Source organism: Pseudomonas fragi, assembly GCF_002269505.1.
In the GTDB taxonomy this organism is placed as follows: domain Bacteria; phylum Pseudomonadota; class Gammaproteobacteria; order Pseudomonadales; family Pseudomonadaceae; genus Aquipseudomonas; species Aquipseudomonas fragi_D.
Genome location: NZ_NQKQ01000010.1, coordinates 86,413 through 100,454, shown reverse-complemented (window position 1 = coordinate 100,454; position 14,042 = coordinate 86,413). Strand labels below are relative to the sequence as shown.

The following is a 14,042-nucleotide window of genomic DNA, read 5'->3' as shown; positions in this document are numbered from 1 at the left end:
GACATTCTCCTAGCACCTTGATGTATCTCTCCTACACTCAACGCTGTCGTGTCTACGGCGTGTAATTGTCGTATTTGAACAATCGAATCTTCTTCGCCCGTGATAGGTCAACTTAGGACTGGGTTGCAGCTGTTGGTGCATTCCTTGCATCGCCTGAATCATCTTTTGTGCATTTTGCCGTGGATGACATGGCCAATCAGTAAGTGGGGAAGTGCCGGCCGGGTGGCCGTTAGCAGATCAATAAATACAACGGGAGAGATTCATGATCAGTGCTGCTGCGCCACATCAAGAACAACGTCTGACCCCGCAAGTTGTGAATGAGCTGATTTCACTGCCGGATACGGCCCCTGCAGGGAGGCCCGCGCTGGCGGTGATCAACGCCAATCCCAATAAAAAGAAGGTGCTGTTTGTCACGTCAGAACTGGCCGACCTGGTGAAAACCGGTGGCCTGGGCGATGTGTCTGCCGCACTGCCGCGGGCCATGCGTCACTTGCATGATGTGCGGGTGCTGATCCCCGGCTATCCACAGGTGCTCAACAGCGAGAACCCGATCCACATCATTGGCGAGCTGGGCGGTCATGCCGCCCTGCCCGCCTGCAAGATCGGGCGCATGGACATGAAGGACGGGCTGGTCATCTATGTGCTGATCTGCCCCGAACTGTATGAGCGCGAAGGCACGCCCTACGGCGCCAACAACGGCCGTGACTGGCCCGACAACCATATCCGCTTCGCCCGCCTGGGGCTGGCTGCGGCCGATATTGCCGCCAACCTGGCACAGATCCACTGGCAACCCGATCTGGTGCACGCCCATGACTGGCCTGCCGGGCTGGCTCCGGCTTATATGCACTGGCGCGGCCAGCGCACGCCCACCCTGTTTACCATCCATAACCTGGCCTACCAGGGCGTATTCAGTCGCGCCTGCTGCCCGGAGCTGGGCATCCCCAACCATGCCCTGCAACAGGACGGCATGGAGTTTTACGGAAAGCTGTCCTTTCTCAAGGCCGGCATGGCCTACGCCAGCCATATCACCACGGTCAGCGCCACCTACGCTGCCGAAATCACCACCCCGGCCTTTGGTTGCGGGCTTGACGGTTTTCTGGCCAGCAAGACCCAGCAAGGCCTGTTGAGCGGTATCCCCAATGGCATCGATGAAAGCTGGGAAGCCACCACCGATCCGCATCTGGTCGCCCCGTTCGGTATCGGCGACTGGGACGCCCGGGCGGTGAATACCGCTCACGTGCGCACCTTGTTCGGCCTTAAACCGTCCAAAGGCCCCCTGTTCGCCGTGGTGTCGCGCCTGGTGTACCAGAAAGGCCTGGACCTGACCGAAGCTGTGGCCGCGTTTATCGTGGCCTCGGGCGGGCAGATTTGCATCATCGGCCGCGGCGAGCCTGAAGAGGAACAGGCCATGCGCGAACTTGCGCTGCGCTTTGCGGGTCAGATAGGTGTGCGCATCGGTTTCAATGAAACCGATGCACGGCGCATGTTCGCCGGTAGCGACTTTTTGTTGATGCCGTCGCGCTACGAGCCCTGCGGCCTCAGCCAGATGTATGCACAGCGCTTTGGCTCGCTGCCTGTAGCCCGCAACACCGGTGGCCTGGCCGACACCATCGAAAACGGCGTGACCGGTTTTCTGTTCGACGAGTCCACCGTGGCCAGCTACGAAGAAGCACTCAAGCGCGCCTTCAAGGTATTCAGCTACCCCAAACTGTTCAATGCCATGCGCTGCCGCGCAATGGCCGCTCCATTCAATTGGTGCAAGGCCGTGGAACCCTATGCCGAGCTGTATGAGCAACTGGTTGCCAAGTCATTGCTTCGCGCTGTGAAGCCATGACCCCCGGGGATCAGCCTGACGTTCGTTCATTTATCTCCATCAAGGGAACCGCCAATGAGCGAAGCGCAACTTGAAGTACTCGCCGGCCGTGCCGGACTGGCCGTTGACTGGATTGATGCCAACGGCCAGCCGCAGAGGGTCAGGCCCCAGGTGCTGGAAGCCATTCTGGCGGGGCTGGGACTGCCCGCCGACAGCGCCGAAGCCATCGAAACCAGCCTGCTCAACCTGCAGCTGGAGCAGCAGAACAAACGCCTGCCGCCCTTGCTCACGGCAGATGTCGGCAAGGCTCTGGACTTGTCACGTTATTTTCACCCCCACAGTCAGTGCATCGTGCATCTGGAGAACGGCGATGCGCTGCCGATCCAGCTGGATGCCGACGCCATGTTGCCGGGCATGATCCCCGTCGGCTACCACCGGGTACAGCTGGAAGATCAACAGTTCACCCTGGCTGTGGCTCCGGCCAAGTGCTTCAGCATCGGCGATGCCCTGCATCAGGCGGCGCCACGGGCATGGGGCGTGAGCGTGCAGCTGTACTCACTGCGGCGCCACGGCGATGGCGGCTTTGGCGATACCCGGGCGCTGGAAACCCTGCTCCAGGCTGTGGGTGAGCGCGGCGCCGATGCGCTGGCAATCAGCCCTCTGCACGCCATGTTCAGCAGCGCGCCCAAACACTACAGCCCTTACTCACCGTCCAGTCGCCTGTTTCTCAACAGCTTGTATGCCACACCTGCCAGCATCCTTGGCGAAGAGGCCCTGCACAGGGCCATTGAGGCCACAGGCCTGAAAGACGAGTTGCAGCGCCTTGAACAGTTGCCACTGATCGACTGGCCGGCCGCAACCCTGGCCAGACAGACATTGCTGCGCCAGCTCTACATCGACTTTGCCCAGGGCGAACAGTCGCTGCAAGCTGACTTCAATCACTTTCGCGAGCTGGGTGGCGAAGCACTGGAAAACCACTGTCGCTTTGAAGCCCTGCAGGAAACCTGTGTGGCCGGACATCACAGCTTCGACTGGCGCGAGTGGCCCGAACAATGGCGCAACCCGGACAGCCCGGCGCTGTTGCGATTTGCCGAGGGGCACCAGCCGCTCATCGGCTATTACGCTTTTTGTCAGTGGCTGATTGCCCGCTGCCTGGACCGCGCCCAGGCCACGGCCCGCAGCAGCGGCATGGCCATCGGCCTGATTGCCGACCTGGCCGTGGGCGCCGATGGTGCCGGCAGCCAGGCCTGGTGCCGCCAGGATGAACTGCTGGCGCAACTGACCGTGGGCGCTCCACCCGATGCGCTCAACCGCGCAGGCCAGGGCTGGGGCATTTCGGCATTTTCCCCTGAAGGCCTCAAACGCAATGGTTTTCGCGCCTTTATCGAGATGCTGCGAGCCAATTTTGCCCATGCTGGCGGGTTACGCATCGACCATGTGCTGGGCTTGCAACGCCTGTGGGTCATCCCCCTGGGTGCTTCGCCCGATGAAGGCGCCTATCTGTATTACCCCATCGATGACCTGTTGCGCCTGGTCTGCCTGGAATCAGTGCGTCATCAGGCCATCGTGCTCGGTGAAGACCTCGGCACCGTACCGGACGGGCTGCGGGAAAAACTCAGCGAGCGGGCAATCCTGGGCATTCGCGTGCTGCTGTTCGAGCAGGACTATGGCGGGCGTTTCAAACCGATCCTGGACTGGCCGGACGATGTTCTTGCGACCACCAGCACCCATGACCTGCCGACACTCACTGGCTGGCTGCACGGGCGCGATATCGACTGGAACGAGCGCCTGAACCTGATTGACCCGGTGACCGCGCAACGCTGGCGCGAGGAACGCCAGCGCGAGTGCGAAGGCCTGGACCGCGCCTTGCGCCAGGACCCGCAAAATTTTCAGGAAGAAGCCCAGGGTAACGCCCCGACACTGGACGCCAGCATCCGTTTTCTGGGGCACACCCGTGCCCCCCTGGTGCTGCTGCCGATTGAGGATGCGCTGGGGCTTGAAGAACAAGCCAATTTGCCCGGTACCGTCAGCGGCCACCCCAACTGGTGCCGACGACTGCCAGGCGATTGCAATACGGTGCTGGACGCAATCGATGCAACGCAACGCTTTGAGTTGCTGGCTTGCGCGCGCCAGCAAGCCCACGAACGAGACCGCTAAATCACCCATGAGCAAGGAGCTTCACCATGAGTAATGACGACAAGCACATTCGTGAATTTGCCTATCAGATCTGGGAGTCTGAAGGTCGCCCGCAGGGCCAGGAGGCACGTCACTGGGAGATGGCGCACAAACTGGCCCAGGCACAAGCCCTGGCCCCCTCCAAGACGCCACCCAAGTCCAAGGCCGCAAAACCGGCTGCCGAGAAAAAACCCCGGGCACCGCGCAAACCTGCCTCGTCTTGAGTGCCCCCCTCACTTGTGGGAGCGAGCCTGCTCGCGATTGCCTCTGCCCGGCCAACGGATTGAACCGCAGTAGTGCAATCGCGAACCAGCCCGCCCCCGCAGGCCATCTACGCCCAAAAATCCGGTTGTGCAGGAGCAGGTCATGAGTAAACACACGTCAGCAGCGCCCACTGGCGACCCCTTGCGCATCCGCGAAGGGTTGCCCTTCCCCCTCGGTGCCACCTGGGATGGCCTGGGCGTCAACTTCGCCCTGTTCTCGGCCAACGCCACCAAAGTCGAACTGTGCCTGTTCGACGCGGCGGGTGAAGTGGAACTGGAACGAATCGAACTGCCCGAATACACCGACGAAACCTTTCATGGTTATCTGCCCGATGCCCACCCTGGGCAGGTCTACGGCTACCGCGTCTACGGCCCCTACGAGCCGGAAAACGGCCATCGCTTCAACCATCACAAACTGCTGATCGACCCCTACGCCAAACAGCTGGTGGGTGAACTGAAATGGTCCGAAGCCCTGTTTGGCTACACCATCGGTCACCCGGATGCCGACCTGAGCTTTGATGAACGGGACAGCGCGCCCTTCGTGCCCAAGTGCAAGGTCATCGACCCGGCGCACACCTGGGGGCACGACCGCCGCCTGAGCGTGCCCTGGGAGCGCACCATCTTCTACGAGGCCCATGTGCGGGGTATCAGCATGCGCCACCCGGCCGTGCCGCAGGCGGTACGCGGCACCTTTGCTGGCTTGATGGTGGACGAGGTGGTCGAACACATCACCGACCTGGGCGTGACCAGTGTCGAACTGCTGCCGGTGCATGCCTTCGTCAACGACCAGCACCTGCTGCAAAAAGGCATGACCAACTACTGGGGCTACAACAGCATCGCCTTTTTCGCCCCTGACCCGCGCTACCTGGCCAGCGGCAAGATTGCCGAGTTCAAGGAAACAGTGGCGCACCTGCACAAGGCCGGGCTGGAAGTGATTCTGGATGTGGTCTACAACCACACCGCCGAAGGCAACGAACAAGGCCCGACCCTGTCCATGCGCGGCATCGACAACGCTTCGTACTATCGGCTGATGCCCGAGGACAAACGCTATTACATCAACGATTCCGGAACCGGCAACACCCTGGACCTGAGCCATCCGTGCGTCTTGCAGATGGTCACCGACTCGCTGCGCTATTGGGCCCGGGAGATGCACGTCGACGGTTTCCGCTTCGACCTGGCGACGATTCTGGGGCGCTATCACGACGGTTTTAACGAGCGTCACAGCTTTCTGGTGGCCTGCCGCCAAGACCCCCTGCTGCGCCAGGTAAAAATGATCGCAGAACCCTGGGACTGTGGCCCCGGCGGCTATCAGGTGGGTGGTTTCCCGCCCGGTTGGGCAGAGTGGAACGACCGTTTTCGCGACACCGTGCGCGCCTTCTGGAAAGGCGACGAAGGCAAGCTGGCCGAGTTTGCCGGGCGCATGACCGGCTCGGCCGACCTGTTCAACCAGCGGGGCCGAAGGCCCTATAGCTCGGTCAACTTCATTACCGCCCATGACGGCTTCACCTTGCACGACCTGGTGTCCTACAACGACAAGCACAACGAAGCCAACGACGAAAACAACCAGGACGGCAGCAACAACAATATTTCGTGGAACCACGGTGTCGAAGGCCCCACCGATGACCCCGAAATCAATGCCTTGCGCCAGCGCCAGATGCGCAACTTCATGGCCACCCTGTTCCTGGCCCAGGGCACACCGATGCTGGTGGCGGGCGACGAATTTGCGCGCACCCAGCACGGCAACAACAACGCCTATTGCCAGGACAGCGAAATCGGCTGGATCAACTGGGAACTGGACAAGGCCGGCAAATCCCTGCAGGCCTTTGTCAAACGCCTGATCAAGTTACGCCTGCAATATCCGATCCTGCGGCGCGGCCTGTTCCTGGTGGGTCACTCAGTCGACACACCCGAGTTCAAGGACGTGACCTGGCTGGCCCCCGACGGCAACGAGATGACCACCGAACAGTGGGAAGACGCCCAGGCCCGTTGCATGGGCATGCTGCTCGATGGCCGCGCGCAAGTGTCCGGGGTGCAGCGCGCCGGGGCCGACGCAACGTTGCTGATCGTGGTCAATGCCAACCATGACCCGGTCAACTTCAACCTGCCGAAAGTGCCCCACGGCATCAGTTGGTCATGCCGGCTCGACACCACCGACCCGACCATCAAGGGCCCGCAGCACCTGCCCTTCAACAAGCCCTACGAGGTCACCGGGCGCTCGCTGGTGCTGTTTGAGCTGCAACACACCGAGGTGTCGTGAATGTATTGATAAATATCAAGTGCACCCCCATAAAAAGCGGCAAGCTGCTACTTGAGCTTGCCGCTTTAAACTGCCCCTGACAGAGGAGTGACCATGCCTACTGAACATGCTGTCGGCAACACACTTTTATCTGCCACCCCGGCAACAGCACCTGCCGTGCATCAAATCAAGGTGCTGACGGTCAATACCCACAAGGGCTTCACCGCCTTCAACCGCCGCTTCATCCTGCCCGAGTTGCGCGAAGCAGTGCGCAGTACCGGTGCCGACCTGGTGTTCTTGCAGGAGGTGCTGGGCGAGCACGGCAAGCACGCCTCCCGCTACGAAGACTGGCCTGCCACCTCACAGTACGAATTCCTCGCCGACAGCATGTGGAGCGACTTTGCCTACGGGCAAAATGCCGTTTACCCCGACGGTCATCACGGCAATGCGCTGTTGTCTAAATACCCGATCAAGGCCTCGCGCAATCTCGATGTGTCGATCACCGGGCCAGAGCGGCGCGGCTTGCTGCACTGTGTGCTGGATGTGCCAGGACATGACAATGTGCATGCCATTTGCGTGCATTTGAGCCTGTTGGAAAGCCATCGACAGCTACAGATTGTCTTGCTCAACCAACTGCTCAAATCTTTGCCGCCCCATGAGCCGGTGATCATTGCCGGTGATTTCAATGACTGGAAGCAGCAAGGCAACGCCGCCCTGCGCCAGCGCGACGACCTGCATGAGGTGTTTGAACGCCATCATGGCCAAGTGGCCAAGAGCTATCCGGCGCGCTGGCCACTGCTGCGCCTGGATCGTATCTACTTGCGCAATGCCCGCAGCCACAATCCAGAGATCCTCGGCAATAAACCGTGGAGCCATTTATCGGATCATTTACCGTTGGCGGTTGAGGTGCATCTGTAATACCGAGGTACCGGCCTGCCCTCACCCCAACCCTCTCCCGGAGGGAGCGGGCCAGGGTGAGGGCGCTTTTGATCTACCCTGTCACCGGCCGCAAGATCAACACCCCCAGCGGCGGCAGATTAAGAGCCAGCGACACACCCTGGCCGTGGCTGGCTACATCCTGGGTCACCACCCCACCGCCATTGCCATAGTCAGAACCGGCATACAGCGCCGAATCACTGTTGATCACCTCCTGCCAGGTACCGGCAAACGGCACGCCAATGCGATACCCCTCGCGCGGCACCGGGGTAAAGTTGGTCACCACCAGCAAAGGCTGGCCATCCCTGCTCCAGCGCAGCCAGGCATAAACGCTGTTGGCCGCATCATCACCAATCAACCACTGGAAGCCCTGCGGCACATCATCCTGCTCATACAGGGCTGGCTGCTCGCGGTACAAACGGTTCAAATCACCAACCAGTTTTTGCACCCCCCGGTGCTCGGGGTATTGCAGTAAATACCAGTCCAGTTGCTGATCATGATTCCACTCACGCCACTGGCCAAATTCACAGCCCATAAACAGCAGTTTCTTGCCCGGATGTGCCCACATAAAACTCAAGTAAGCACGCAGATTGGCGAATTTTTGCCAGCGATCACCGGGCATCTTGTCGATCAGCGAGTGCTTGCCGTGGACCACTTCATCGTGGGAAATCGGCAGGATAAAACGCTCGGTCCAGGCATAGACCAGGCCAAAGCTCAACTCGTTGTGATGGTGCGCGCGATACACCGGGTCTTGCTGGATGTAATGCAACGAATCGTGCATCCAGCCCATGTTCCACTTGTAGGAAAACCCCAGCCCGCCCTGATCGGTGCTCTGGCTGACGCCGGGCCAGGCCGTGGATTCTTCGGCAATCACCAGCGCACCCGGCACTTCGCAGGCAACCACATCATTGAGATGGCGCAAAAACTCGATGGCTTCGAGGTTTTCCCGACCGCCATGGCGGTTAGGCACCCATTCGCCAGCTTTGCGCGAATAGTCGCGGTAAAGCATCGATGCCACCGCATCGACCCGCAACCCGTCAATGTGAAAGTGCTTGAGCCAGTGCAAGGCCGAAGCCAGCATAAAGCCATGCACCTCGGTGCGACCGAGGTTGTAAATCAGGGTGTTCCAGTCCTGATGAAAGCCTTCAAGCGGGTTGGCGTATTCGTACAACGCAGTGCCATCAAACTGCGCCAGCCCGTGAGTGTCATTGGGAAAGTGTGCGGGCACCCAGTCCAGAATCACCCCGATACCGGCTACGTGGCAGGCATTGACGAACGCAGCAAAATCATCCGGCGAACCATAACGGGCCGTCGGCGCGAATTGCGACAGGGGCTGATAGCCCCAGGAGCCACCAAACGGGTGCTCCATGATCGGCATCAGCTCGATATGGGTAAAACCCAGTTGCTGCACGTAAGGGATCAGGCGATCGGCCAGCTCGGACCAGCTGTACTGACGTGCGATGTCGCTAGCATCGTCGGTTTCGCACTGCCACGAGCCTGCATGCAGCTCGTAGATCGACAGCGGGGCATCATGGCGCTGACGGGCAGCCCGCGTCTGCATCCAGTCGCCGTCCTGCCAGTCGATGGCCAGGGGCGAGGCAACCTTTGACGCGGTATCCGGCGGTAACTGAGTGGCCAGGGCCACGGGGTCGGCCTTGAGCGGCAAAATGCCGTGAGCACCCAGAATTTCATATTTATACGCCTCACCTGCCTGCAGGCGCGGCACAAACAGCTCCCACACGCCGTTGGCATGACGCAGGCGCATGGGGTGGCGACGGCCATCCCAGCCGTTGAAATCACCCACCACCGAGACCCGTCGCGCATTCGGCGCCCACACGGCAAAGCGCACCCCGGGTACGCCATCGACCTGCATCAATTGCGCCCCGAAGCAGCTGCTTAAATCGCGATGATTGCCTTCGGCAAACAGGTACAGATCCATCTCACCTAGCAACGGGCCAAAGCTGTAGGGGTCTTCGCTGGTTTGCACAGCATCCCCCCAATTAACCTGTAGCAAATACGGCCGTGCTTGAGCGAAATGCCCGACATACAGACCGGGTACCTGTTCATCAACAAGCCGGCCAAGCACTTCACCATTATCCCGTGCGAGCACGTTGACACTCACTGCACCCGGCAGGAACGCCCGAATATACTGCCCGCCCCTGCCATCGGCGTGAGGCCCCAGCACCGCAAACGGATCGGGGTGTTCGGCCTTGATCAGTGCGTCGATATCCGTAGGGGCGGGTAACAGCGAGTCTTTACCTTTACCAGTATCCATGCTCGAACTCATGCTGCTCTCCGTCCGGTAAAGGTTGTGCATGCCTGTGCATACATCTCAGTCATCGACTTGGCCTATGTCCTACAATCCACAGTCCCCCCCAAGACTAGCTGTTGTGGGGCTCAACGTGAGGGCTAATTGCCCTTGGTTTATGCAAAACACATGCAAATTTTGCGACCCGCACACTGTTTTGCGCCGTCGGTCACATCAGGGGAATCAAAGCTGCCTTCAGCGGGTCAACCGCGCGACAGCCCCCACATCCCGTCAGCATGAGGTCATCGTGATGAGCATCCCCATTGCACCGGAAACACCCGACCCTAATATCGACCAGCCAGCCTTGCCGTCCGTTCCCAGGCCACAACCGGAACAGGAGCCGCCCGAGCGTGACCCGCAACCCATTGGTGACCCGCCATGTGAGCAAGCGCCGCGAAAGGTGTGAGGCTAACTGACTACGACGACGGGTGATTCGCAGATTTTCATGACCTCGATCACCCCCTGTTCCACCTGACTGCGTTAAAGGCGCGCAAAGCCAGCAATACCGGGAAACAGCCCGGGTGCAGCACATTGTCGCAGAGCGCCTGCCAAGCTCATCTGATCCGGTTTTTATTCAAATAACTGAGTCTGTTATGCAAACAGTTCGCTGGGCATAGTGCTCGGGCCTGATGGAGGCTGATGAGCGAAAGACCATGAGCGAACAAATACCCGTCCAGATACTTGAGTCATTTGAGGCTGCCCGACCTAGAGCCGCAAAAATAAAAAACAAGTCCAGCGACAACGTGATTCATACCCGCAGCTTCACCGGCCTGTTTCGCACACTGCGAATCGTGGGGGCTGGCCTGTTGTTTTTATTGTTCTTTGGCACCGTCTGGCTCAACTGGGACGGCCGTCAGGCAGTACTGTGGGACTTGTCTGAAAGCAAGTTTCATATTTTCGGCGCGACGTTCTGGCCGCAGGACTTCATCCTGCTCTCGGCATTGCTGATCATTGCTGCCTTTGGCCTGTTTGCTATCACGGTATTTGCCGGGCGGGTATGGTGTGGTTACACCTGCCCGCAAAGTACCTGGACTTGGCTGTTTATGTGGTGCGAAAAGATCACCGAAGGTGACAGAAACCAACGCATAAAGCTGCAGGCAGCCCCGTGGCGCCTGAACAAGATTTTGCGCCGTACGGCCAAGCACTCGCTGTGGCTGGCCATCAGCGTGATGACAGCCCTGACCTTTGTGGGTTATTTCACCCCGGTGCGCCCACTGGCCACAGAACTGCTAACCCTGGAAATCGCCGGTATCAGCCTGTTCTGGATGCTGTTTTTCACCGGCGCCACGTATATCAGCGCCGGCTGGCTGCGCGAGGCGGTGTGCATGCATATGTGCCCGTACGCACGGTTCCAGAGCGTGATGTTCGACAAGGACACGCTGGCCATTTCCTATGACGTGGCCCGTGGCGAAAGCCGTGGCCCGCGCAAACGTGGAGTCGAGCCCAAGCAGGCCGGACTGGGCGATTGCATAGACTGCACCCTGTGCGTGCAGGTATGCCCCACCGGGATCGATATCCGCGACGGCCTGCAGATGGAATGCATCGGCTGCGCGGCCTGTATCGATGCCTGCGACTCGGTGATGGAGAAAATGGGTTACGCACCGGGTCTGGTGCGCTATACCTCCGAGCATGAACTGCAGGGCGGCAAGACACACCTGCTGCGCCCGCGCCTGATCGGCTATGCCGTGGTGCTGCTGGTGATGATCGGCGCGCTGGTGATGGCCCTGAATATGCGCACCATGGTGTCCCTGGATGTGATCAAGGACCGCGGTCTGTTTCGTGAAAACAGCCAAGGTCAGATCGAGAACATCTACAGTTTGAAAATCATTAACAAGACCCAGGAACCGCAGCACTACAGGGTTTCGTTGCAGGATGGCGAAGACTTCCAGTTGCAGGGCAAAACCGAACTGACCCTGGCCCCCGGCGAGATTGTCGATGTGCCGGTGTCGGTGGCGCTACTGGCTGAGCGACCAAAAAGCAGCTCGCAGACCATCGAGTTTGTAGTCACCGACACCGACGAACCGGGCGTGCGCAGTGTGGCCAAAAGCCGTTTTGTTGCCCCGCTGAACCGTTAAGCTGCAAATACTGTGTGTGGGTGCGGGCTTGCTCGCGACAGGATCGCTGCGGTGTGCCAGGCAAATCGCAGTCAGGCCATCGCGAGCAAGCCCGCTCCCACACCATTGCCCCGCCAGTAATCCAACGCCGGACCGAGCCTTATCCCATGAAACGCTACGAAAAATTTGCCGACGATATTGCTGAACTGATCCGCTCCGGGGTGCTCGGCCCCGGTCAGCGCGTGCCTTCGGTGCGCTATGCCAGCCAGACTTACGGCGTCAGCCCCTCGACAGTGTTTCAGGCCTATTACCTGCTGGAGCGCCGCGGCCTGATCCGGGCCAAGCCGCGCTCGGGCTACTTCGTCAATACCCATGCACCCAGTCCGTTTTGCGAGCCGGTGTTCAGCAGCCACGTTACCGAGTCCACCCAAGTGGATGTCAGCGCCCTGGTGTTTTCGGTGCTGGACTCGATCAAGGATCCGCACACCGTGCCCTTCGGCTCGGCCTTCCCCAGCCCGATGCTGTTCCCGCTGCAGCGCCTGGCACGGTCGATGGCCACCGCCAGCAGGGAAATGGACCCGCGCATGGTGGTGACCGACATGTCCCCCGGCAACCCGCAATTGCGCCGGCAAATCGCCCTGCGCTACATGGTTGGCGGGCTGATGCTGCCCATGGAAGAACTGCTGATCACCAATGGCGCACTCGAAGCCCTGAACCTGTGCCTGCAGGCCGTGACCGAGCCTGGCGACCTTGTGGCCATCGAAGCCCCGGCGTTCTACGCCTGCCTGCAAGTGCTGGAACGGCTCAAGCTCAAGGCCGTGGAAATCCCGGTCCACCCGCGTGACGGCATCGATCTCGGCGTACTGGCGCAAACCCTCGAGCGCCACCCGATCAAGGCCGTGTGGTGCATGACCAGCTTCCAGAACCCGATTGGCGCGACCATGCCCGAGGCCAAGAAACAGACGTTGGTCGAACTGCTGCGCACACATCAGGTGCCACTGATTGAAGACGATGTGTACGCCGAACTGTATTACGGCCAGCATCCGCCCAAACCGGCCAAGGCGTTTGATACCGAAGGATTGGTGATGCATTGCGGCTCGTTTGCCAAAAGTCTGGCGCCCGGCTATCGCATTGGCTGGGTGGCTGCGGGGCGTTACGCGCAGAAAATCGAGCGATTGAAACTGATGACTTCGCTCTGCGCCTCCATGCCGGCTCAGGCCGCGATTGCCGATTACTTGCAGCACGGTGGCTACGACCGTCACCTGCGCAAATTGCGCTATGCCCTCGAAGAACAGCAGAGCGCGATGCTGGCAGCCATTGCCCGCTACTTCCCGGCCCAGACACGGGTCAGCCAGCCGTCTGGCGGCTACTTCCTGTGGCTGGAACTGCCCGAGCAGATGGACTCACTCAAGCTGTTCCAGATGGCGTTGGCGCAAGGCATCAGCATCGCACCGGGGCCGATCTTCTCGGCCACCCAGCGCTTTCGCAACTGCATCCGCCTGAACTATGGCAGCCCGTGGGACGCTGCCTGCGAAAAGGCCATGGAGACGCTGGGCAAGATCGTCAAATCGCTCAGTTGATATCTGTAGTCGCTGCCGAGGAACGCAGGCTGCGATCGGGCAAAGCCCGCAAAACCTGACTCATCAATGTACCTGATCCACCGAGGTGCATGATTCACGACAGCTTCGTCCGAGTGCCGCACCACGCGATCGCAGCCTGCGTTCCTCGGCAGCGACTACAGGGATCGCAATCTCACCCCGGCATACAGTTGAAATCCGCCGTATGCGCCACTTCCTTACCATGGCCATCCACCAGCCTTGCGCTCACCTCAGGCCCCAGGCTCGACTCGATCAGCTCGTAATGCTCACCAGCCTTGAACCCGCTGTAGTTGACCTTGCCCTGGCAATCCACCTGGTTTTCATCACCCGTCGCGCCTTCAAACAAGGTCACGTCCAGGCGGTGGGCGCCGGGAGTGACTTCAAAGTAGCGGCCATCGTTGATGTTTTTGCCATCTACACGCTCGGCCATCAGGTCACTGTTGCCCTCTTCTTTCAGACCGATCCAGGCTTCGCCCGGGTCCTGCTTGGGCATGGGCCCGGCACAGGCCGACAGCAACAGCACCAGGCTCAGGGACGGAATCAGCAACAGCGGTTTAAGAGTCATCGCAAGTACGCCTCACAGAGAAATGCAAAAAGTACGACAGGGGACAAAGCCGGCCCGTCGAATAGGTCTCAAGCTTGGCGCTCATCGGGCCTGC

The 14,042-nt window shown here is 60.2% G+C and carries 10 protein-coding genes; 8 read left to right on the top strand and 2 right to left on the bottom strand.

What is annotated here, in order from left to right; all coding sequences use genetic code 11:
- The first annotated feature begins 262 nt into the window (after window positions 1-262).
- The 5 genes from glgA (at window position 263) to CJU81_RS11275 (ending at window position 7,405) form a co-directional block, all read left to right on the top strand.
- The gene (gene glgA, locus CJU81_RS11295; protein ID WP_095036660.1) at window positions 263-1,834 is read left to right on the top strand and encodes a glycogen synthase GlgA; all 1,572 of its coding nucleotides are present in this window, start codon (window positions 263-265) and stop codon (window positions 1,832-1,834) included.
- A 54-nt stretch (window positions 1,835-1,888) separates the two neighbouring features.
- Window positions 1,889-3,970: a 4-alpha-glucanotransferase gene (malQ, locus tag CJU81_RS11290; RefSeq protein WP_095036659.1), complete on the top strand. Its 2,082-nt coding sequence runs from the start codon at window positions 1,889-1,891 to the stop codon at window positions 3,968-3,970.
- Window positions 3,971-3,996: 26 nt separating this feature from the next.
- On the top strand, window positions 3,997-4,212 hold the full coding sequence (locus tag CJU81_RS11285; RefSeq protein ID WP_095036658.1) for a DUF2934 domain-containing protein: 216 nt from the start codon (window positions 3,997-3,999) through the stop codon (window positions 4,210-4,212).
- 142 nt (window positions 4,213-4,354) lie between these two features.
- On the top strand, window positions 4,355-6,508 hold the full coding sequence (gene glgX / locus CJU81_RS11280) for a glycogen debranching protein GlgX (RefSeq protein WP_095036657.1): 2,154 nt from the start codon (window positions 4,355-4,357) through the stop codon (window positions 6,506-6,508).
- 93 nt (window positions 6,509-6,601) lie between these two features.
- Complete coding sequence (locus tag CJU81_RS11275) at window positions 6,602-7,405, top strand: endonuclease/exonuclease/phosphatase family protein (protein WP_095036656.1); 804 nt, start codon at window positions 6,602-6,604, stop codon at window positions 7,403-7,405.
- Between the two features lie 73 nt (window positions 7,406-7,478).
- Here CJU81_RS11275 and glgB read toward each other — a convergent pair whose 3' ends face one another.
- On the bottom strand, window positions 7,479-9,698 hold the full coding sequence (gene glgB / locus CJU81_RS11270) for a 1,4-alpha-glucan branching protein GlgB (RefSeq protein WP_441007417.1): 2,220 nt from the start codon (window positions 9,696-9,698) through the stop codon (window positions 7,479-7,481).
- Between the two features lie 283 nt (window positions 9,699-9,981).
- Here glgB and CJU81_RS24055 point away from each other — a divergent pair, with 283 nt between their 5' ends.
- From CJU81_RS24055 to mapR, 3 genes are all read left to right on the top strand, one after another.
- On the top strand, window positions 9,982-10,137 hold the full coding sequence (locus CJU81_RS24055; protein ID WP_176464830.1) for a hypothetical protein: 156 nt from the start codon (window positions 9,982-9,984) through the stop codon (window positions 10,135-10,137).
- A 247-nt stretch (window positions 10,138-10,384) separates the two neighbouring features.
- A complete protein-coding gene (gene ccoG / locus CJU81_RS11265) occupies window positions 10,385-11,806 on the top strand; it encodes a cytochrome c oxidase accessory protein CcoG (RefSeq protein ID WP_095036654.1) in 1,422 nt (473 codons plus the stop codon).
- 146 nt (window positions 11,807-11,952) lie between these two features.
- Window positions 11,953-13,365: a GntR family transcriptional regulator MpaR gene (mapR, locus tag CJU81_RS11260; protein ID WP_095036726.1), complete on the top strand. Its 1,413-nt coding sequence runs from the start codon at window positions 11,953-11,955 to the stop codon at window positions 13,363-13,365.
- A 172-nt stretch (window positions 13,366-13,537) separates the two neighbouring features.
- Here the strand turns inward: mapR and CJU81_RS11255 are convergent, their stop codons facing one another.
- Complete coding sequence (locus CJU81_RS11255) at window positions 13,538-13,948, bottom strand: PA0061/PA0062 family lipoprotein (RefSeq protein WP_095036653.1); 411 nt, start codon at window positions 13,946-13,948, stop codon at window positions 13,538-13,540.
- Between the last annotated feature and the right edge of the window lie 94 nt (window positions 13,949-14,042).